The sequence below is a fragment of the Buchnera aphidicola (Tetraneura ulmi) genome (assembly GCF_964058925.1).
In the GTDB taxonomy this organism is placed as follows: domain Bacteria; phylum Pseudomonadota; class Gammaproteobacteria; order Enterobacterales; family Enterobacteriaceae; genus Buchnera_D; species Buchnera_D aphidicola_B.
Genome location: NZ_OZ060366.1, coordinates 291,717 through 313,583 on the forward strand (window position 1 = coordinate 291,717; position 21,867 = coordinate 313,583).

Annotated in this window: 21 protein-coding genes and 3 tRNA genes; 12 read left to right on the forward strand and 12 right to left on the reverse strand. The window is 22.7% G+C overall.

The window, feature by feature from the left end; translation table 11 throughout:
• Positions 1-331: 331 nt before the first annotated feature.
• From aroA to serS, 3 genes are all read right to left on the reverse strand, one after another.
• On the reverse strand, positions 332-1,618 hold the full coding sequence (aroA, locus tag AB4W66_RS01310) for a 3-phosphoshikimate 1-carboxyvinyltransferase (protein WP_367674657.1): 1,287 nt from the start codon (positions 1,616-1,618) through the stop codon (positions 332-334).
• A gap of 62 nt (positions 1,619-1,680) precedes the next feature.
• Positions 1,681-2,763, reverse strand: coding sequence for a 3-phosphoserine/phosphohydroxythreonine transaminase (gene serC / locus AB4W66_RS01315; protein WP_367674658.1), 1,083 nt, complete (start codon positions 2,761-2,763; stop codon positions 1,681-1,683).
• A 50-nt stretch (positions 2,764-2,813) separates the two neighbouring features.
• The gene (serS, locus tag AB4W66_RS01320; protein ID WP_367674659.1) at positions 2,814-4,100 is read right to left on the reverse strand and encodes a serine--tRNA ligase; all 1,287 of its coding nucleotides are present in this window, start codon (positions 4,098-4,100) and stop codon (positions 2,814-2,816) included.
• Between the two features lie 246 nt (positions 4,101-4,346).
• Between serS and trxB the strand changes: the two genes are divergently transcribed.
• The 3 genes from trxB to aspS all read left to right on the forward strand — a co-directional run bounded on the left by trxB (position 4,347) and on the right by aspS (position 7,414).
• On the forward strand, positions 4,347-5,306 hold the full coding sequence (gene trxB, locus AB4W66_RS01325) for a thioredoxin-disulfide reductase (protein WP_367674660.1): 960 nt from the start codon (positions 4,347-4,349) through the stop codon (positions 5,304-5,306).
• 57 nt (positions 5,307-5,363) lie between these two features.
• A complete protein-coding gene (infA, locus tag AB4W66_RS01330) occupies positions 5,364-5,582 on the forward strand; it encodes a translation initiation factor IF-1 (protein ID WP_367674661.1) in 219 nt (72 codons plus the stop codon).
• A gap of 74 nt (positions 5,583-5,656) precedes the next feature.
• A complete protein-coding gene (gene aspS, locus AB4W66_RS01335; protein WP_367674662.1) occupies positions 5,657-7,414 on the forward strand; it encodes an aspartate--tRNA ligase in 1,758 nt (585 codons plus the stop codon).
• Between the two features lie 72 nt (positions 7,415-7,486).
• Here the strand turns inward: aspS and AB4W66_RS01340 are convergent, their stop codons facing one another.
• The 3 genes from AB4W66_RS01340 to pyk all read right to left on the reverse strand — a co-directional run bounded on the left by AB4W66_RS01340 (position 7,487) and on the right by pyk (position 10,565).
• Positions 7,487-8,293: an iron chelate uptake ABC transporter family permease subunit gene (locus tag AB4W66_RS01340; RefSeq protein WP_367674663.1), complete on the reverse strand. Its 807-nt coding sequence runs from the start codon at positions 8,291-8,293 to the stop codon at positions 7,487-7,489.
• 47 nt (positions 8,294-8,340) lie between these two features.
• Positions 8,341-9,054, reverse strand: a complete 714-nt coding sequence (gene znuC / locus AB4W66_RS01345; RefSeq protein ID WP_367674664.1) for a zinc ABC transporter ATP-binding protein ZnuC — start codon at positions 9,052-9,054, stop codon at positions 8,341-8,343.
• 68 nt (positions 9,055-9,122) lie between these two features.
• Positions 9,123-10,565: a pyruvate kinase gene (pyk, locus tag AB4W66_RS01350; RefSeq protein ID WP_367674665.1), complete on the reverse strand. Its 1,443-nt coding sequence runs from the start codon at positions 10,563-10,565 to the stop codon at positions 9,123-9,125.
• A gap of 459 nt (positions 10,566-11,024) precedes the next feature.
• On the opposite strand from pyk, the gene zwf reads away from it, so the two are divergent.
• The 5 genes from zwf to tsaB all read left to right on the forward strand — a co-directional run bounded on the left by zwf (position 11,025) and on the right by tsaB (position 16,653).
• Entirely contained in the window at positions 11,025-12,491 is a 1,467-nt protein-coding gene (gene zwf / locus AB4W66_RS01355) for a glucose-6-phosphate dehydrogenase (RefSeq protein ID WP_367674666.1), read from the forward strand.
• Between the two features lie 290 nt (positions 12,492-12,781).
• Positions 12,782-13,660, forward strand: coding sequence for a protease HtpX (gene htpX, locus AB4W66_RS01360; RefSeq protein WP_367674667.1), 879 nt, complete (start codon positions 12,782-12,784; stop codon positions 13,658-13,660).
• 274 nt (positions 13,661-13,934) lie between these two features.
• Positions 13,935-14,144 (forward strand): cold shock-like protein CspC, encoded by a 210-nt coding sequence (gene cspC / locus AB4W66_RS01365; RefSeq protein ID WP_367674668.1) that lies wholly within the window; start codon positions 13,935-13,937, stop codon positions 14,142-14,144.
• Between the two features lie 271 nt (positions 14,145-14,415).
• On the forward strand, positions 14,416-15,975 hold the full coding sequence (locus tag AB4W66_RS01370) for a TerC family protein (RefSeq protein WP_367674669.1): 1,560 nt from the start codon (positions 14,416-14,418) through the stop codon (positions 15,973-15,975).
• A gap of 3 nt (positions 15,976-15,978) precedes the next feature.
• Positions 15,979-16,653, forward strand: a complete 675-nt coding sequence (gene tsaB, locus AB4W66_RS01375; protein WP_367674670.1) for a tRNA (adenosine(37)-N6)-threonylcarbamoyltransferase complex dimerization subunit type 1 TsaB — start codon at positions 15,979-15,981, stop codon at positions 16,651-16,653.
• An 80-nt stretch (positions 16,654-16,733) separates the two neighbouring features.
• Here tsaB and minE read toward each other — a convergent pair whose 3' ends face one another.
• From minE to minC, 3 genes are read right to left on the reverse strand one after another with little or no spacing between them, the layout of a single operon-like run.
• Positions 16,734-17,000 carry a cell division topological specificity factor MinE gene (gene minE / locus AB4W66_RS01380; protein WP_367674671.1) on the reverse strand — a complete coding sequence of 89 codons (267 nt, stop codon included), beginning with the start codon at positions 16,998-17,000 and terminating at the stop codon, positions 16,734-16,736.
• A 6-nt stretch (positions 17,001-17,006) separates the two neighbouring features.
• On the reverse strand, positions 17,007-17,819 hold the full coding sequence (minD, locus tag AB4W66_RS01385) for a septum site-determining protein MinD (RefSeq protein ID WP_367674672.1): 813 nt from the start codon (positions 17,817-17,819) through the stop codon (positions 17,007-17,009).
• A gap of 19 nt (positions 17,820-17,838) precedes the next feature.
• A complete protein-coding gene (gene minC / locus AB4W66_RS01390) occupies positions 17,839-18,537 on the reverse strand; it encodes a septum site-determining protein MinC (protein WP_367674673.1) in 699 nt (232 codons plus the stop codon).
• 90 nt (positions 18,538-18,627) lie between these two features.
• Between minC and AB4W66_RS01395 the strand changes: the two genes are divergently transcribed.
• On the forward strand, positions 18,628-19,662 hold the full coding sequence (locus tag AB4W66_RS01395) for a methyltransferase (protein WP_367674674.1): 1,035 nt from the start codon (positions 18,628-18,630) through the stop codon (positions 19,660-19,662).
• Positions 19,663-19,666: 4 nt separating this feature from the next.
• On the opposite strand, the gene AB4W66_RS01400 is transcribed toward AB4W66_RS01395, so the two are convergent.
• Both AB4W66_RS01400 and AB4W66_RS01405 read right to left on the reverse strand, forming a co-directional pair.
• A tRNA-Leu gene (locus AB4W66_RS01400) sits at positions 19,667-19,750 on the reverse strand.
• 25 nt (positions 19,751-19,775) lie between these two features.
• A tRNA-Cys gene (locus tag AB4W66_RS01405) sits at positions 19,776-19,846 on the reverse strand.
• 166 nt (positions 19,847-20,012) lie between these two features.
• On the opposite strand from AB4W66_RS01405, the gene AB4W66_RS01410 reads away from it, so the two are divergent.
• Positions 20,013-20,097 (forward strand) — tRNA-Ser (locus AB4W66_RS01410).
• A 52-nt stretch (positions 20,098-20,149) separates the two neighbouring features.
• On the opposite strand, the gene flgA is transcribed toward AB4W66_RS01410, so the two are convergent.
• Positions 20,150-20,878, reverse strand: coding sequence for a flagellar basal body P-ring formation chaperone FlgA (gene flgA / locus AB4W66_RS01415; protein WP_367674675.1), 729 nt, complete (start codon positions 20,876-20,878; stop codon positions 20,150-20,152).
• A gap of 140 nt (positions 20,879-21,018) precedes the next feature.
• On the opposite strand from flgA, the gene flgB reads away from it, so the two are divergent.
• Positions 21,019-21,429 (forward strand): flagellar basal body rod protein FlgB, encoded by a 411-nt coding sequence (gene flgB, locus AB4W66_RS01420; RefSeq protein WP_367674676.1) that lies wholly within the window; start codon positions 21,019-21,021, stop codon positions 21,427-21,429.
• A 7-nt stretch (positions 21,430-21,436) separates the two neighbouring features.
• Positions 21,437-21,847 carry a flagellar basal body rod protein FlgC gene (flgC, locus tag AB4W66_RS01425; protein ID WP_367674677.1) on the forward strand — a complete coding sequence of 137 codons (411 nt, stop codon included), beginning with the start codon at positions 21,437-21,439 and terminating at the stop codon, positions 21,845-21,847.
• Positions 21,848-21,867: the final 20 nt, after the last annotated feature.

Genomic DNA, 21,867 nt, shown 5'->3' on the forward strand with positions numbered 1-21,867 from the left:
TATTTTATTTTTTAAAAAAAATATGTTTAAATAATTTTTATTTAAAAAAAATATAAATAAATTTAAAAAGTTCTTAAAAAAAAAGATTATTGATTTTAAAAAATTTTAAATTTTTTAAAATTCTTAATAAAATTTATTAAAATTAACATTAAAGAAACATTCTTGCAACAATTAGATTATTTTAAAAAATTTATTTTTTATAGATTTTAATTGTTAACTAAATTTAAGATTAAAAATTTTTAAATAAAGTTTTCAACTTTAATTATTTATAATCTTTAATCAAATTATTTTTAAAAAAATAAAAATGTTAACAAAATAATATATTTATTTTTTAATAATGACTTATAGAACTTAGTTCTTTAAAATAATTTGGAAAAGTTTTGTTAACACAATTAGGATTAATAATCTTAGTAGAAACATTAGATAATGCAATTAAAGAAAAACACATAGCTATTCTATGATCATTGTATGTCTCAATAGCACTATATAAAAATTTTTTAGGGGGGGTAATAATCAAATAATCATTACCTTGTTTTACTGTTGCACCAATTTTTCTTAATTCGTTTGCCATAGCTTTTAATCGATTTGTTTCCTTAACTTTCCAATTATAAATATTTTTAATACATGTAGTTCCAGAACAAAAAAGAGAAATAATAGCTACAGTCATAGCTGCATCTGGTATATTATTCAAGTCTAAGTTAACACTTTTTAGCTCTCCCTTACTACAAGAAATAAAATTTTCACCAAAAGAAACAACTGCTCCAATTTTTTTAAGTACTTTTGCAAAATATATATCTCCCTGTATACTATTTTTACCTACTCCATGTACTGTAACTGTCCCACCCTTTATAGCACCAGCAGCTAAAAAATAAGAAGCAGAACTCGCATCTCCTTCAATTTCATACACCCCAGGAGTTTTATATTCACTATTTCCTTTAATGAAAAAAGATTTATAATTATTGTTAATTATGTTAACCCCAAAAATTTTCATTAATTTAATCGTCATTTCAACATATGGTTTAGATACTAAGTTTCCTATTATTTCAATTTTTGTATTTAAAATAGCTAATGGAGCCATTATTAAAATAGAAGTCAAGAATTGACTAGAAACATTTCCCTTTAATTCTATTTTTCCTCCAATAAAACCTCCTTTAACTAATACAGGAGGATAATTTTTTTTTCTTTCGTAAGAAATTTCAGCTCCTCCTTGTCTTAAAGCATCCACTAAATGTTCTATTGGTCGATTTTTCATACTATTATCTCCAGTTATAAAAATTTCGTTTTTATACAAAGAAAATAATGAAATTAAAGGTCTGATTGCAGTTCCAGCATTACCTAAAAATAAATTTATAGTTTTTTTTTGTTTTAAAAAATTAGTTCCATTTCCATATATTTGACACGATTTTTTATCCTTTGATAAAAAATATGATACACCTACTATTTTTAGTGCATTCAACATATGTTGTGTGTCTTCACTATTTAATAAATTTTTAATATTTGTGATACCTTTTGATAAAGAAGATAATAATATGACTCTATTAGAAATACTTTTAGAACCAGGAAGAACAACATTACCATTTACAAATTTAATTGGATTTAAAACTAAACTATCAGACATTACAATAATCCTCCGTAAATTGATTTGAAAAAGAATATTTTTAATATTGAACAAATTTTAAATCAACCGTATCGTTTTTCAAAAAAAACCATGAATTCAGCTAAAGATTTAACAGATTTAACACTCATTGAATTATAAATAGAAGCTCTAATACCTCCTTCTATATAGTGATTTTTTAAAAAAAGAAATCCTTCTTTTTCAGATTCTATTAAAAATTTTTTTTCTAAATTTATTCCTTGTAATTTAAATACTACATTAGTTATAGATCGATTTTTTGGATGAATATCATTTATATATATGTTACTAGAATCTATTACTGAATATAAATATTTAGCTTTTTTTTGATTTAATAGTTCTATATTTTTTACTCCTCCTCTTTTTTTAATCCATTTGAAAACTAATCCCGACAAATACCAAGAAAATGTGACTGGAGTATTAAACATAGAACGATTTTTTAACAAAATTTTATAATTTAAAATTGAAGGAGTGATTTTTTGAGCTTTTTTAATTAAATCATCTATTATGATAACAATAGTCATACCTGCAGGACCAATATTCTTTTGAGAACTAGCATAAATTAAAGAATATTTTTTAATATCAATTACTTTTGAAAAAATAAAAGAAGAAAAATCACATATAATTGTTTTTCCATAAAAATTGGGTTGTTCATAAATAGCTATTCCACTAATAGTTTCATTAGGACAGTAATGTATGTAAACTGAATTATCTGAGATGCCCCAATTTTTCATAGATAAAATACTTCTTTTTTCTTCTTTTTTTTTAACATCAATTATATTAGAATAACAATATTTAGAAGATTCTATTGCAGCTAAATGTGACCAATATCCACTATCAATATAGTCTGCTTTATCATTTTTATTTAGCAAATTCATAGGAATAGCAGAAAATTGACCTCTAGCACCTCCAGGACAAAATAATACTTGATAATTATTTGGAATATTTAATAATTCTCTAATATTTATTTCTATTTCTTCAACAACTTTTAAAAAAAAATGACTTCTATGACTAATTTCCATTATAGAAAAACCATTTTTTTCCCAATTACAAAAATTATTTTTTGCTTCCATTAATACTTCTTTAGGTAACATTGCTGGTCCAGCACTAAAATTATGAATTTTTTTCATCATTATTCTCCCAAGATAAAAAGTTAAATTATTTTTTTTACGATCAATGATTATATGTATTTAATTCCATTCATATATCTTTTTTGAAGAACAGTTGGAATTAGAATTTTTCCATTTTCTAACTGATTGTTTTCTAATATAGCTGCTAATGTTCTTCCTATTGCTAATCCAGAACCATTTAGTGTATGTAAAAAAAATATTTTTTTATTTGAATTTCTATATCTAGACCTCATTCTTCTAGATTGAAAATCTAACATATTTGAACAAGATGATACTTCTCTATAAGTATTTTGTGCTGGAAACCATACTTCTAAATCATAAGTTTTAGAAGCACTAAAACTTAAATCACCACAACATAATATTTTTTTCTGATATGGTAATTCTAATAATTTTAATACTTTTTCAGCATTTAGTGTTAGTTGTTCTAACATATGCATCGATGTTTCGGGTTTTACAATTTGTACTAATTCAACTTTTTCAAATTGATGCAGACGAATTAATCCTTTTACATCTTTTCCATAAGAAGCAGATTCTAGTCTAAAACAAGGAGTTTTTGCCACTAATTTAATTGGTAATTCATGTTCTTCTAGAATTTTATTTTGTACAATATTAGTCAATGGTACTTCTGCAGTAGGAATTAAAATATATTTAGAATGTTTTTGATCAGTTTTTTTTTCTATATGAAATAAATCTTTAGAAAATTTTGGTAACTGTCCAGTTCCATATAAACAATGTCTGTTTACTAAATAAGGCACATAAGTTTCTAAATAGCCATGTTTTTCAGTATGTAAATCTATCATAAATTGACCTAATGCTCGATGAAGTTTTGCAATATTTCCTTTCATTATAGAAAAACGAGATCCAGAAATAAGAGCAGCAGCATTCCAATCAAATCCATTTCTTTCTTTCCCTAGTTTAATATGATCTTTAACCAAAAATTTAAATTTTGGTATTTCACCCCAATTTAATATTTTTTTATTATTATTTTCATTTTCTCCATTTGGAATTGAATCATCAGGAATGTTTGGAAATTCTAAAAAAATTTTTTTTATTTTTTGTTTTATTTCAGCTAATTTTTTTTTAAAATTATTTAATTTTTTTTGTAACGTAATACTTTTACTATAAAGTAAAGTTGTATCCTGTTTTAAAACTTTGGAATTACCAATCAATTTTGAAAGTAAATTTCGTTTAGCTTGTAGATTCTCTGTTTTTAATTGTATCTTTTTTCTTTCTTTTTCTAATGAAATTATTTTTTCAGAGTCTAAAAAAAAATTTCTTCGTAATAATTTTTTTTTTACTTCTTCTAATTTAAATTTTAGTAATTTATTATCCAACATAGTCAAAGATTAGTCTTTTTAGTATTTTAATACTAAAATTATACAAATATTTTTAAATTTTCTCTAATAATTTAATTATTATTTTTATTTATAAAAAAATATTTTGAATAGTTCTATATTTTTTTTTGTAAAAATGTTATATTTTAATTTTTTTAGATAATATTTTTTTTAAGGATTTATCATTTAGAAATTCATATACTACTCAACCATTAAATCATCTAAGAAAATTATATAATTTTAAAAAATATGAAAAAAAAAAAAATAGTTAGAAGTAATTTACTAATATTAGGATCAGGTCCTTCAGGATATACTGCTGCTATTTATGCAGCTAGATCCAATTTAAATCCAATTTTAGTTACTGGTCCTACTCCAGGAGGACAGCTAATTACTACAAATACAATTGAAAATTGGCCAGGAGATTACAAAAATATTACTGGTATTCAATTAATGGACAGAATGAATAAACACAGTAAAAAACTAAAAACTAAAATTGTTTTTGATATTATAAAAAAAGTAAATTTTATGCATAAACCTTTTTTTCTATTTGGAGAAGAAAATATTTACATTTCTAATTCAGTTATTATTGCTACTGGTTCTTATGCAAAATATTTAGGACTTAAATCAGAAAAAGAATATATGGGAAAAGGTGTTTCATCCTGCGCAACTTGTGATGGAATATTTTATAAAAATAAAGATATAGCAATAGTAGGTGGTGGAAATACAGCTATTGAAGAAGTTTTATATCTTTCTAATATTGTGTCAAAAATACATTTAATACATCGAAAAGAAAATTTTAAAGCAGAGAAAATTTTAATAAATAGATTAAAGAAAAAAATAGAATCTAAAAAAGTCATTTTTCATAAAAATAGCATCGTATATGAAATTTTTGGAAAAGAAAATTGTGTTTCTGGAATAAAAATTAAAAACCATAAAAATATTTATTCAGAAATAAAAATTTCAGGGCTTTTTATTGCTATTGGTCATATTCCAAATACAAAGATTTTTTCAAATCAATTAAAAACTAAAAAAGGATATATTTCAGTACAAAAAATTTTGATAAAAAACTCAACTCAAACCAATATACCTGGAATATTCGCAGCAGGAGACGTTATTGATAATTGTTATAAACAAGCTATTACAGCCGCTGCAACAGGATGTATGGCAGCTTTAGATGCTAAAGAATATTTAGAAAAAGAAAATAAATAATATTAATAAAAAAATTCTTTTAATTTTTAATATAAATCATATTTAAATGAGAAAAATATGCCTAAAGAAAAAAATATAGAAATGCAAGGTGTAATAACAGATACATTACCAAATACCATGTTTAAAGTTAAATTGGAAAATGGACATAATGTAATTGCTCATATTTCTGGAAAAATGAGAAAAAATTACATTAGAATTTTAACTGGAGATAAGGTTACTGTAGAATTAACTACTTATGATTTAAATAAAGGTAGAATTATATTTCGTAGTAGATAAAAAAACGCAAATAAATAAAAAATTCGATAAATAAATTTTAATTTTTTAGTAATTATTAATAGGTATTAATATTTATGCGAACTCATTATTGTGGTGAATTGAAAGAAATTAATATAGACAAATTTGTAACTTTATGTGGATGGGTTCATAGTTATAGAAATTTAAGCAAAATTATCTTTTTAAATATGAGAGATTGGAGTGGAATAATTCAAATAACTTTTTTAGAAGAAAATAAAAAATTATTTAAAGTAGCAAAAAAACTAAAAAACGAATTTTGTATCCAAGTGTTTGGAATAGTGAAAAGAAGAAATTTAAAAAATATAAACAAATCAATAAAAACAGGATTTATCGAAGTATTAGTAAAAAAATTAACTATAATTAATGCATCTCAACCAATTCCAATAGATAATTCTAAAATTAATTCAGAAGATATTTCTTTAAAATACAGATATTTAGAATTAAGAAAATTAGAATTATTAAAGAAATTAAAAATACGTAGTAAAACAATTCTTCTTATTCACAAATACATGCAATCAAAAAAATTCATGCAAATTGAAACTCCTATTCTTACAAAAATTACTCCAGAAGGAGCTAGAAATTATTTAATACCTAGCAGAATACATAAAAAAAAGTTTTATGCACTACCTCAGTCACCTCAGTTGTTTAAACAACTTCTGATGATTTCTGGAATTGATAAATATTATCAAATAACAAAATGTTTTAGAGATGAAGATTTACGTTCTGATAGACAACCAGAATTTTCTCAAATTGACATTGAAGCAGCTTTTATAAGTGAACAAAAAATACAAAAAATTGTAGAAAATCTTATATCTTTTATATGGTTAAAAATAAAAAATATTACTTTTGAAAAAATAAAAAAAATAACTTTTACTCAATCTATAAAAGATTATGGAACAGATAAACCAGATTTACGCAATCCAATGAAATTATTTGATTTAAAAGATTTGCTACAAGAAGTTGAAAATTTAGATTTTATAAAAAAAAATATTGAATCTACAAAAAAAACACGTATCGCTGCTATTTGTGTTCCAAATGGAATTGTTTTAAAAGAAAAAAAAATAAAAGTTCTAAAAGAAGAATTAAAAAAAAAATATGGATTTTATGAATTAATAACAATATTAGTCAAAGAAAAAAAATTATCAGAAAATTATGATTTTGATTGTTCAATATTAAAAAATTATACAAAAAAAAAAATAATTTTAAAAATAATTAAAAAAATTAATGCAAAATCCAAAGATTTAATAATAATCGTAATTGGTATTTCAAAAACAGTAAATAATGTACTAAATAAGTTGAGAATGGAAATAGGAATAAAATTAAATTTAGTAAATCCAAATGAATTTAAACCTGTTTGGATAACTGATTTTCCAATGTTTAAAAAAGAAAAAGATGGAAAATTATGTTGTTTACATCATCCATTTACTCAACCTAAAAATTCCAATATAGAAACAATGAAAAGAAAACCAGAAACAATAATATCAAAATCTTATGATTTAGTAATTAATGGATATGAAATTGCAGGTGGGTCAGTTAGAAACCATAATTTTGAAGTACAAAAAACTATTTTTAAATTAATTGGAATTTCAGAGAAAGAACAACTAGAAAAATTTGGTTTTTTTTTAGAATCACTAACATATGGTGCACCTATACATGCAGGAATTGCATTAGGATTGGATAGAATAATTATGTTACTTACTAATTCTAATAGTATTAGAGATACTATTGCTTTTCCAAAAACTACTTCTGCTATTTGTCCGATGACTAATTCTCCTGATTATATTAGCAATGATATGCTAAAAGAAATTTTATAATTTTTTATTATTTTGAAATTTGAATAAATTTCAAAATAATAAAAAATATAAATAATAATTTATAAAATTTATTTAATATAGAAAATTATTTTGATTTTTTGTTTTTATAAATTGACTAAAAAAAAATATAAAAGATTCACAAAGAACTATAGTTGGACTAGTTGGAATATCATAATAAATTGAAATAAACAATCCCATAGTAGTTGAAAGAATACTAATTAATATAGAAATGAAAATCATTTTTTCTGGAGATCTAGAAAATCTTTGAGAAGTAGAAGCTGGAATTACTAATAATGAAGTTATAATTAATACTCCTACAAACTTAATTGATATAGCTATTGTCATTCCTGTTATAAATATTAAAATAAATTGATTTTTAAATATATTTATTCCATCTATTTTAGCTAATTCGGGATTTATAGTTACTGCTAACATTGATTTCCAATTATAAATTAATATCATTAGTAAAAAAAAAACGTTTAATAATAAAAAAAATAAATCATAAAAAGATACAAATAAAATATTTCCAAAAAAATAATCATTAATATCAATTTTTTTTTCATTTGGTATAATACTAATTATTATTAATCCCAAAGAAAGAAAAGTATATGAAATTATAGAAAAAATAACATCTAAAGAAAGATTTGAATTATGTTCTAATAAAGCTGAAATAATAGATAAAAAAAATATAAATATCAATAACACCAATAATGGATTTATATGGAATAAAATACTTATTGAAAACCCTAAAAGAGAAGAATGAGATAAAGTATCTCCAAAACAAGACATTCTTCTCCAGATTATAAAAGAACCTATTGGTGCTGTTAAAAAAGATAAAAATAAACCTGCTAACCAGCTAGGGAAAAATGAAAATATCATTATTAAAACTTTCCTTTTTAACTTTACTTTTAAAAAACACTTTATTACTACGAATGAATATGATGATGTTCATGTTTATACAAAGCTATTTCTTTACTATGTATTTTTCCAAACATAGAAATAAAATGTTTATTTTTAGAAACTACATCTGGAGTTCCTGAACAACAAATGTGATTATTTAAACAAATTACTTCATCAGTTCTGGCCATAACTAAATTTAAATCATGAGAAATCATTAAAATTGAACATTTAAGTTTTTTTTTTATTTTATTAATTATATGATACAAAAAAATTTGTCCATTTATATCTAAACCTTGAGTAGGTTCATCCAATATTAAAAAATTAGGATTATTTAACAACGATCTAGCTAATAATACTTTTTGTAATTCTCCGCCAGATAATTCTTGTATTAAATGGTTTTTTAAATGACTTATTTTTAATTTTTCTATAATAAAATTGGAATATGAATAATTTAAAGATTTAAATAGTTTCATAAAACGATTGACTGTAATTGGAAAAGGAACTCTAAAATATAACTTTTGAGGTACATATCCTATACGTACTGGTTTTAAGAACTTTATAGTTCCAACACTAGGTTTTACTAAACCTAAAATTGTTCGTACAAGAGTAGATTTTCCAGCCCCATTTGACCCAATTACAGTAACTATTTTATTAGATTTTATTAAAAAAGAAATATTCGATAATATTGATTTATTTCTAATTTCAACGGAAACATTTTTTATGTTAACTAAAGTTTTCATTTTATATATGATTTTTTGGTAAAAATATTTTTTTTATTTTAAAAAATATTTTTTTAAAATTTTAAATTTTATTCAACTACTAAAATTCTAATTGTATTAGTTTTACCTATAGCACTCATAATATCTCCCTGAGTAATTATAACCACTTCTCCTTTTGTTAAAAATTTTTTTTCTTTCAGTAATAATACAGCTTCTGTAGCTGCAGAAACTCCTTCTTTATTACTATCAAAATATATTGGTGTAACACCTCTATACAAAGTTGATAATTTTAATGTATTTTGATGACGAGACATCGCAAAAATCGGTAGACCAGAAGTGATTCTAGACGTCATTAATGCTGTTCTACCCGATTCAGTCATGGTAATTATTGCTGAAACTCCTTTTAAATGATTTGCAGAATACATTGCTGACATAGAAATAGCTTCCTCTATACTACTAAATTGAATGTCTAAACGATGTCTAGAAACATTTATACTAGGAATAGTTTCCGCTCCTTTACATACTCTAGACATTGCAGTTACTGTTTCAACAGGGTATTTTCCAGTTGCTGTTTCAGCAGATAACATAACAGCATCAGTTCCATCTAGAACAGCGTTAGCCACGTCCATTACTTCTGCTCTTGTTGGTAATGGTTTAAAAATCATAGATTCCATCATTTGCGTAGCTGTAATTACAACTCTGTTTAACTGTCTTGCTCTTCTAATGAGAGTTTTCTGAATTCCAACTAATTCAGGATCTCCTATTTCAACTCCGAGATCTCCTCTTGCAACCATAATTGCATCTGATGCTAATATTATCTCTTCAATGTCTTTTTCTGTAGCTACTGCTTCCGCACGTTCTATCTTTGCTATAATTTTTGCAAAACTACCAGTTTCTTCAACTATTTTTCTAGCTATTCGAATATCTTTTGCAGATCTTGGAAAGGATATAGCTAAATAATCAACTCCAATATTTGTAGCTAAACAAATATCTTTTTTATCTTTATTAGTTAGGGATTTGGCAGATAACCCCCCACCTAATTTGTTTATTCCTTTATTTTTAGATAAAATACCTCCAATTATTACTTTAGTATAAATTTTTCTTCTTGTTGATTTTAACACTTTTAATTGTATTCGACCATCATCTAATAAAAGTATATCTTCACAATTAACATCCAATGGCAATCTTTTATAATCGACACCAACTTTATTTTTATCACCTTCACTAAAATTTAAATCAGTATCCAATACAAATTGTTCTCCAGAATTTAAACAAACTTTTTCTGATACAAAACCTAAAATTCTAATCTTAGGACCTTGTAAATCTCCTAATAAAGCTACATGACATTTCAATTTATTCATAATTTCAAAAACTTTTTTAGCACGAAATATATGTTCTTCACTAGTTCCATGAGAAAAATTTAATCTTAATACATTAGCTCCTGATTTAATAACTTTTTCTAAATTATTATCTTTATCTGTAGAAGGACCTAGTGTTACAACTATTTTAGTTCTTCTAAGGCGTTTTAACACGATTTTCTCCTATTTTAAAATTTATATTTTAAAAATTATTTTATTAAAAATAATTATTTAAACATTATTAGTCAAGGGTTTATGGTATTTTCTAAAACATAATAAAAGTATTATACAAATTTTTTCGATTATTAGATATTTATTAAATAAATACACATATTATTATTAAACAAATTACTAAAAAATTTAAAAATTAAGTTATTTTTTCTAATTTTAACAAATAATTATAAAAAGAAAGAATTTTGATTCCTTTTCTTAATAATATAAAATTAAATAGTTTATAAAAATAAACAATTTCTTTAATAATTATTTTTAGATTTGACTAATAGTTTTTTTTATAAAAGAATTAATAGTAATGTTTACTTAATTTAAAATTAGAAAAATATTATTTTAAAAATTTATTAAATATTCAATTTTAAACATTTTTTTATTTGAAATATAATGGAAGGTTATTAAAAAATGTCAAAGAACTTAAGAAAGGGATGTGATATAATTATTTTTGGGGCAAAAGGAGATTTAGCAAAAAGAAAATTAATGCCTTCTCTTTATCATTTAGAAAAAAATAAAAAACTAGATTTAAATACAAAAATAATAGGTGTAGGTAGAGCTAATTGGAATGAATTAGAATATAAAAAAATAGTTCGAAAATCACTTGAAATTTTTATGAAAGAAAAAATAAATGAAACAATTTGGAACAAATTATGTAATAGACTTAAATTTTGTAATTTAGATGTTAATAAAACAGAAGAATTTTCTAAATTACAATTTCTTATAGATCAAAAAAATAGAGTAACAATAAATTATTTTGCAGTTCCTCCAAATATTTATGGAATTATTTGTCAAGGATTAGGTTTAGCTAAATTAAATAAACCAAATTCGAGAATAATTATAGAAAAACCAATTGGAACTTCACTAAAAACTTCAAAAGAAATAAATAATCAAATTGGAAAATATTTTAATGAATCTCAAATTTTTAGAATAGATCACTATCTTGGAAAAGAAACAATATTAAATTTATTGTATCTTCGATTTGCAAATTCTATTTTTTATAATAATTGGAGTAATAAAACAATTGATCATATTCAAATTACAGTTGCTGAAGAGATAGGAATTGAAGGAAGATGGGATTATTTTGATAAAACTGGACAAATGAGAGATATGGTACAAAATCACTTATTACAAATATTAAGCATTATTGCAATGTCTCCTCCTATGAATTTTTGTACTGACAGCATAAGAGATGAAAAAGTAAAAGTGCTAAAATCCTTACGTCCAATAAACTCCAAAAATATTAAAAAAAAAACAATTCGAGGACAATATTCATCAGGATTTATTAAAGGAGTATATGTTCCGTCTTATATAAACGAAAAAGGGTCTAACCAAAATAGTAATACAGAAACTTTTATAGCAATTAAAGTTAATGTAGATAATTGGAGATGGTTTGGAGTACCATTTTATTTACGAACAGGTAAAAGAATGAAAAAAAAATATTCTGAAATATCAATTTTTTTCAAAAAGTTACCTATAAATATTTTTAAAAAATCTATTCCTAATTTAAATCAAAATAAGTTAACAATTAGATTGCAACCAAACGAAGGAATTGATATTCATATTTTAAATAAATTTCCTGGTTTTAATAAATCTACTAATCATTTAGTTGATTCAAAACTACAATTTAATTATTTAGAAAATTTTAAAAAAAATCATATAATAGACGCATACGAAAGATTATTACTTGAAAGTATGAAAGGTATTCAATCTTTATTTGTTCGAAGAGACGAAGTAGAAGAAGCTTGGAAATGGGTTGATTCAATTATTAAAATTTGGGAAAAAAACAAAATTAAGCCCGAATTATATTCAGCAGGTACTTGGGGGCCAACTTCATCAAAACAAATGATGAATCAAGATGGTCGATCTTGGAATTAAAAAATAAATAATTAATTAAAAATTAAATTACAAAAATCATTAATATTTTAAAAAAATATTATTTAAGGTAAAATATCCAAATAAAAAATTTTAAATTGATCAAGCATCAATTTTGTTTGATCAATAGTTGTTTAAATTAATATTCGAATGTTTATTCAAAAAAATAATAATAATAAAAAAATAACAACTAAAAAATTAATCCATTTACTAAAAATTCTATTAATAAAATTAAAATTAATAAAAAAAGATCGATTTTTTAATATAAAAAAATATTTTTAGGAAATTATAATATGAAAAGAATTATTCTTTTTTTACTAACTAATCTATCAGTAATGTTATTTTTTGCTGTAATTTTAAGTTTTACTCCAATTCATTCAAAAAATTTATATAATTTAATTCTTTTTTCAGGGATTTTTGGATTTTCAGGTGCAATTGTTTCATTATTAATGTCTAAATGGATTGCATTAAGTTTAGTTGGAGGGAGAATCATTAAATATCCAAAAAATGATATTGAAAATTGGTTAATAAACAAACTTTTTTATCTATCTAAAAAAGTTAAAATAACAACTCCTGAACTTGCTATTTACGAATCTATAGAAATAAATGCTTTTGCCACAGGATACAGGAAAAATTCTTCGCTAGTAGCAGTTTCTACTGGTTTGTTAAAAAGTATGAACTTTAAAGAAATAGAAGCAGTTTTAGCACATGAGATTAGTCATATAAAAAGTGGTGATATGGTCACAATGACTTTAATTCAAGGAGTAATAAATACTTTTATATTTTTTATCTCTCGTATAATTGCAGGATTTTTTTTAAATAATTCGTATAAAAAAGAAAATAATTCAGAAGGAGAAAATCAACATCCAATTTTATATTTTTTACTTACAAATGTTTTAGAAATTTTATTTAGCATATTAGCTAGTATAATAGTATTTAGTTTTTCTAGATATCGAGAATTCCGTGCAGATGCTGGATCTGCTAATATAGTCGGAAAAGAAAATATGATATCTGCTTTAAAAAGTATGAAAAATTCTCAAATATTAAATACATCTGATTGTATTTCTACATCTTATATTAATGGAAAGTCAAATAATTTTTCTTTTTTATTTCAATCTCATCCTCCATTAGAAATTAGAATAAAAGCTTTATCTCAAGAAAAATATATGTAAAAAAAAATTTTTTTTTATTATAATAAAAAAAAAAATCAAAAAATTTTATTATCTTGTATTTTTTTTTCAAATCGATATAATAAGGATGTAATAAAAACTAATTAAGAATTAAAATTTTAGAAGTTTATTGTTTTTTGTATGAAAGGCTTAAATAAAGTTAAAAATTCAAAGTAAAGAAGTTAATACAGCTTTCCTTGCTGAATCTAAAATAAATGCCTCATGCAATAACATTCATAATTTTAATTATTATAAAACTAAGTGAGGAAATTTTTAAATGGAAAAGATAAAAGGACAAGTTAAGTGGTTTAATGAATCCAAAGGATTTGGTTTTATAACTCCTTCTGATGGTAGCAAAGATGTTTTTGTACATTTTTCTTCTATTCAAGGTAATGGTTTTAAAACTTTATCTGAAGGACAAAACGTTGAATTTGAAATACAGGATGGTCAAAAAGGTCCAGCTGCAATTAATGTTCTTTCAATATAATCTTTTAAAAATATTATAGATTATATAGATAATGTATCTTTGAAAATAAATATTAAATTTTAGAAAAAAGCCTAGCACAAAATAAGCTGTGGCTTTTGTTTTTTTTATTTTTTTTATTTTTGATTTTTTTAAAATAGTTTAGTCTTCATGAAATAATTATCAATTAAATAGTATTTTTAAATTTTTTTTATTTTTTAAAACTATACTAGTTTAGTAAAATTTCAATAATAAACTATTAATATTAATTAAATTATATATAACAGAGAGTTCAATGGATTTTTTTTTTAAAACATCTACTTGGATACCCCTATTTACATTAATTATTTTAGAAATAGTTTTAAGTATTGATAATTTAGTATTTATCTCTTTTTTAATAGATAAACTTTCACCGAATAGTAGAGACAAAGCTAGAATTATTGGATTAAGTTTTGCATTGGTAATGCGATTAATTCTATTAGCTTCAATTTCTTGGATAATTACTTTAACTCATCCAATCATCCAAAATAAATATTTTAATTTATCAGGAAGAGATTTAATTTTATTATTTGGAGGTTCTTTTTTATTATTTAAATCTACTATTGAACTACATGAAAGATTAGAATATCAAAAAAATGAATCTTTTAATGAAAAAAATTATTCAAATTTTTGGACTATAGTACTACAAATAGTAGTATTAGATGCTATATTTTCATTAGATTCTGTAATTACAGCTGTAGGAATGGTTAATTCATTACCAATAATGATGTCAGCAGTTATAGTAGCAATGATTTTTATGTTATTAGCTTCAAAACAATTAACTAAATTTATAAATCTTCATCCTTCAGTAGTGGTATTATGCTTAAGTTTTTTATTAATGATTGGTGTATCATTAATTGCAGAATCAATTGGTTTTTTTATACCAAAGGGATATTTATACACAGCTATCAGTTTTTCAGTTTTAATCGAATTATTTAATCAAATTTCTAAACAAAAAATCATTAAATATCAATCTAAACGTCCAATTAGACAAAGAGTTACAGAATCTATTCTTAAATTAATGTTAGGAGAAAAAAATAAAAATGGTAAAAAGATTATGGAATTACCTAATACTATAGGTAATCAGAAAAAAAAATATTCTAAATCTATTTATAAAGCTTTCAAAGATGAAGAAAAATATATGATAAATGGAGTTTTAACATTAGCTTTTCGTTCTATTCGTAGTATTATGACTCCAAGATCTGAAATTTCTTGGGTAAATCTAGAAAATAGTAATAAAGAAATTAGAAATCAATTATTAGATACTCCTCATAGTCTATTTCCAATTTGTAGAGGTGAATTAGATGAAATAGTTGGAATTGTACGAGCTAAAGAATTATTAATGATTTTAGAAAAAAAAGATGACATAAATATTTTCTCTTCTAAAACACCTCCAATAATTATTCCTGATACATTAGATACTATAAAACTTTTAGGTGTTTTAAAAAATTCTAGAGGTAGCTTGGTAATTGTAAGTAATGAATTCGGAGTAATACAAGGTTTAATAACTCCATTAGATGTATTAGAAGCAATTGCTGGAGAGTTTCCTGATGCTGATGAAACTCCAGAAATAATTTTTGAAAAAGACGGTAGTTGGTTGGTTAAGGGTGGAACAGATTTACATTCTTTACAACAACTATTAAACACAGAAAATCTAATTCAAGAAGAAAATTATGCATCTTTAAACGGTTTTTTAATATCTCATAAAGGACAATTACCTGTTCCTGGTGAAATCATCGAAATTCCACCATTACAATTTCATATTTTAGAAGTTACAGAATATAGAATAAATTTAGTAAGAATAAAAAAAATTTAATTTATGTATAAAAAAATGACAAAAATAATTTTATCTTTGGATACTTCAATAAATTGTTGTTCAGTAGCATTATTAATTAACGATTATATTGATTCTTTATTTGAAAAATGTAATCGAAATCAAACGAAAAAAATTCTACCTATGATTCAAAAAATATTAAAAAGAAATTCAATTAATTTAAATGAAATTAGCTTAATAGGAGTGACTCATGGTCCAGGTGAATTAACAGGGATAAGAACAGCTATCTGTGTATCTAAAAGTATTTCTATAATAAAAAAAATTCCATTAATCAGTGTTTCTACACTATCCGTTTTAGCAGAGCAGTCAAAAAGATTATATTTAATCGATAAAGTATTAGTATTTATGAATTTTAATAAAAATAAAACGTTTTTAGGAAAATATTTTATAAATAATAAAAATGGGGTTTTTGAATTAGAAGGTGAAGAACGGTTATTGAATAAAAATGATATTAATATAAAAAATTTAAATTTAAATGATGAATGGACTGCGATAGGAAATAGTTTTAAAAAAAAAGATTTTGAAAAACATAAAAAAATAAAATTTATGAAAATTACAATTCCTAACGCAGTTGATATTCTTCCATTTGCTAATTTATTTTATCAAAATAAAGAAAACTTTAAAAATGTCAAAAATATAAAAGTAAATTACTTATATTAAAAATATTTATTTTTTGATATTTAAAAAAAATAATAAATGGTGTTTTTATATAAATTTAATAAATTTAAATAAATATAAATTTATTTATCAGAAATAATTATATTTAATTTAATAACAATAGGAGTAATAGATTTTTTTTCTTTTTTATATTTTATAGAAATTATCTTTGGATTATTAATTTTTATATATTTTGAAATTACCAATAAAATTTCTTTTTTTAAATTAGGCAAATAGTCTGGTTCAAAAATAATATTTTTTCTGTTGTTTGAAACGATTATTTGCAATCTTTTTTTTGCTATAAATGCACTATTTTTTTTTAAAGACAAAAATAAATTTAATACAGACATTTTGAACTATCTCCCAAATAAACGTTGAAAAAAACTTTTTTTTTCCTCTTTAATAAAACGAAATGGTATGTTTTTCCCAATTATTCTATTTACAACATCAAAATATGCATTTCCTGCTTTAGAATTAGAATTTAAAATAACTGAAATTCCTTGATTAGAAGAATTTAAAACATTGAAGTCTTCAGGAACCACTCCTATAAGTGGAACTCTTAATATTTCTGAAATATCTGTAACACTTAACATTTCACCTGTTTTAACTCTAGTAGGTTCGTATCTGGTTATTAATAGGTATTCTTTAATTGGTTTTAAATTTTTTTCTGATCGATACGATTTAGAAGATAAAATTCCTAGCACTCGATCAGAGTCACGAACAGAAGATATTTCTGGATTAGTAACTAAAATCGCTATATCAGAAAAATACATAGATAAAATCGCTCCTTTATCTATTCCAGCAGGAGAATCACAAATAATAAAACTAAAATCCATCTCAATTAATTCATAAATTATTTTTTTTACTCCTTCTTTAGTTAAAGAATTTTTAGATTTAGTTTGAGAAGCTGGTAGAATAAACAGATTCTCATAATTTTTGTCCCGTATCAATGCTTGATTTAATTTAGCATCCCCTTGAATGACATTAATAAAATCATAAACAACTCTTCTTTCACATCCCATTATCAAATCTAAATTTCTCAATCCAATATCAAAATCTATAACAACTGTTTTTTTACCTTCTAAAGCTAATCCAGTGGATATCGCTGCACTAGTCGTTGTTTTGCCAACCCCACCTTTTCCTGAAGTAACAACAATAATTTTACTCATTTTTTATCCTAATAAATTTTTAATCTAAAAGATTAATTTTTAATTTATCATTTTTTAAAAAAATTCTAACAGTTTTTCCCAATATTTTTTTTTTAATTTCATCTAATAAAACGTATTCTCCAGAAATTGACACTAACTCTGAAAACAACTTTGTGCAAAAAATTTGACTATTCCTATTTCCATTAGCTCCTGCTAAAACTCTTCCTTTCATAAAACCATATATATGAACGTTTCCATCTGCTATTAGTTCAGCACCAGGATTAACATTGTTAGTTACAATTAAATCAGCAGATCTTGCATATATAGTTTGACCCGATCTAACAGGAGTATCAATTATATAGTTCTTTTTTAGTTTAACTAATTTAGAAGAAAATATCTTTGGAGAAGATAATTGATTATCATAAAAAATTTTATTCTTGTCTGAAAAAATAGGATAACCTAATTTTTTTATAATTTTTTTTAAAAATAAATCTTTGCATCCTGTAAAACCTATAACATTCAAATTTGAAGAAACAATTTCTTTTATCATTTCTTTTAAATTCACTTTTCTTGATAAATTAGAAATGTTTATAGCAATAGGAGCTTCTTTAAAAAAAGAAGGAAATAATTTTATTTTTTTTTGTAATGCATTTTTTACAATTTCTATATTATCATTGAGTAAATAAAGAACCATGAAAGTAAAAACATTTCCTTGAATTTTAATTGGAATATTTTTCATTTTTTTTTGCCATATTACAAAATAATACTATTTTTTTTTAAAATACTAAAATATTTTAAAATAAACATTCTTTTTTAAAAAAAATAAACAATGAAATTCAAAAATAAAGAAAATAAAGAAAAAAAAATTTTTTTAAGACAAATTAATAAATTTTTATACAAAAATATAATTTTATCCGGAAACGTTCAACCTAGTATTATTGATGGTTTTAATTTTAAAAAAATTAATATATTTACTACAAAATATCATTTTTTTGAAAAATTAAATTTTATAGGAAAAACCCATTTTGGTTTAGTTTCTAATGAAAAAATTTTTTTAAAAAGTAATTTTTTTATATATTTCTGGACTAGAAATAAAAAAGAAGCATTATTCCAATTACATTTCTTTTTTAATCATTTAAAAAATAATACAAAAGTTTTAATTCTTGGAAAAAATTCATTTGGAGTAAGAAGTTGTGTCCACTTATTAAAAAAATGGATAAATTTAAAAAAAATTGATTCAGTTCAAAGTTGTTCTTGTTTTAGTGGTTATACTAAAAAATTATTAAACCATCCATTTTTTTTTAAAAAATTTTTTAATACATATTACATAAAAGATTTAAAAATAAAAAGTTTACCAGGAGTTTTCGATTATTCTGGAATAGATAAGGGAACAATTTTATTAGCATCTACATTTTCTAAAAAAATAAAAGGAAAAGTATTGGATTTAGGATGCGGATCAGGAATTTTAAGTTTATTTTTATCTAAAATTTGTAAAGATAAAATTTCACTTACTCTAATAGATTCAGATTATTATTCAATAATATCTAGTATAGAAAATTTTAAAATAAAAAATGTTAAAGTAAAAATCTTAACAAGTAATTTATTTTCAAATATTAAAGAAAAATTTGACTTCATTATATCCAATCCTCCAATTCATGAAGGAAATAAAATAACAACAAAAATAGTAGAACAGATAATAAAAAAATCTATAAATTATTTGAATAAAGAAGGTGAACTCCGATTTGTTTCTTTATCTTGCTTATCTTATAAAAAATTTTCAAAAAAATATTTTAAATTTGTAAAAATTTTCAAAAAAAATAAATCGTATACAGTTTATAAATTAACAAAACCTATTAAGAAATAAAAATTACCCGGAGCGGGACTTGAACCCGCAAAGCTAAAAAGCCGAGGGATTTTAAGTCCCTTGTGTCTACCGATTTCACCACCCGGGCTTTCTTTTTTATAGATTTTTTATTTAGACGCATCCCGGAATCGAACCGAGTTATTCGGATTTGCAATCCGATGCATAACCAATCTGCCAACGCGTCCTACTTAAGTTATTCTAAATAAAAATAAATTATTTATCAAGATAAACATCTTATATATTTAAAAAAATGAAAAAATAATTTTTTTTTCTTTTTTTTTAAACTGTTAAATGATATAATTTTTTAGATAATATAATTATTTTTTAAAATATGATTTTTAAAATGTTAAGGAGGGGTGGCTGAGTGGTTTAAAGCAGCGGTCTTGAAAACCGCCGATGAGAAATCATCCGAGAGTTCGAATCCCTCCCTCTCCAAAATTAATTTTTATTTTTGTAAAAAATTTAATATTTTAAAAGAAAATTTTAATTAGTAAATGTTTCTTAAATAAATAATTTCCCCGTTATTATTTACTATACCTTCTATTATAGTATTGTTATTACCATCTATGGCTACATTAATAATATCTTTTTCAAAAGCATTTTTTAATGCTTTACCTTGATTAATAATTATAAAATCTTGCCCTATAAAAATTACTGAAACAGTTTGGTTTACATGAACTTTCCATGGTTCTCGAAACATTGATAATGTAATTGGTTCACCTATAGAAATATTTTTAGAACTAATTTTTTTTAATATTTGATCTTTCTTAAAACAAACATCTGATGGTAATTCTTCTAATTTTCCAATTTTTGTAATTAAATCTGATTCAGAAATTACACTACCCAAATTTATTTTTGAATTTGAAGCAATATATTTTCCTTTCGAAGTAACTTTAACAAAAATATTTTGATAAACACCATTGCAAAAAACTTTTGCAATTATATCACCCCAAATTGGAGAATTAGGGTATACAACTACTTTAGGAAAATTACAAAAATTTTTAATTCTAGATAAATTTTTAATTTTTACCGAAATAAATTTATGATGAAAAATGTCTCTTTTCTTAAAAAAAGAAATTATTTTTTTTGAAAAATTATTTTTTTTATTTAAAAAATTTATATTACTATCACTTTTTTTATTATCTATTTTAGCTTGTACATCACATACAAAACAAGAAATTAAGATAATAAAAAAAATTTTTAAGATATTTTTCATTTTTATGTTCCTAATATCTCAATATAAAATATTTTTTAAAAAATAATATTTATTCTATTGATAGATACTATCTATTCATATTAATATATTGATATTTAATTTTCTATTAATACTTATTTAATTCAAAAGGTTATAAAAAAATGTTTTCTGGAATACAAAATTTTTTACAAATGAGTGAAACAGCATTAACAATAAGAGCATTAAGACAAGAATTGCTAGCAACAAATATTGCTAATTCAGAAACTCCTAATTATAAAGCAAAGGATATTGATTTTTACAAAACTATGAAAAGTTTAATTAAAAATCGTAAAAAGAACCTTAATTTTTTAAAATTAACAAAAAAATCTAATAAAAATTTTTACAGAAATTTAATTCCATATATTAAAATACATACTATAAGTAAAAATAGAAATCAATCAAATAATAATGTTAATACAGTTAATATGAATAAAGAGAGAACGAAATTTGCAGATAATTCTATTCAATATCAAGTATTGTTAACTATTCTAAATTCTCAAATTAAAGATATGTATACTGTTACACAAGGATAAGAAAACTATGTCATTATCAAATATATTTTATATAGCTGGATCAGCTATGGAAGCACAAGAAAAAAAAATAAACGTTATTTCTACAAATATAGCAAATACAGATAGCATAACTAGAAAAAACGGAAAATCATATCCATATATTGCAAAAAAAGTATTGTTAAAATTCAGCAGTGAAAATAAATATATTGGAGGGGTCAAAATAGACCGAATAGTAAATTCTTCAGAAAATTTTAAAAAAATATATGATCCTAATAATCCTTTATCAGACAAAGATGGTTTTATACAAAAATCTAATGTTAACGTAGTTTCAGAAATTATAGAAAGTATTTCAGCATCAAGAAACTATCAAGCTAATGTAGAAGTAGTTAATACCGCTAAATCATTATTAATGAAAACAATTTCAATAGGTCAACATTAATTTTTAAATTTAAAATTAAA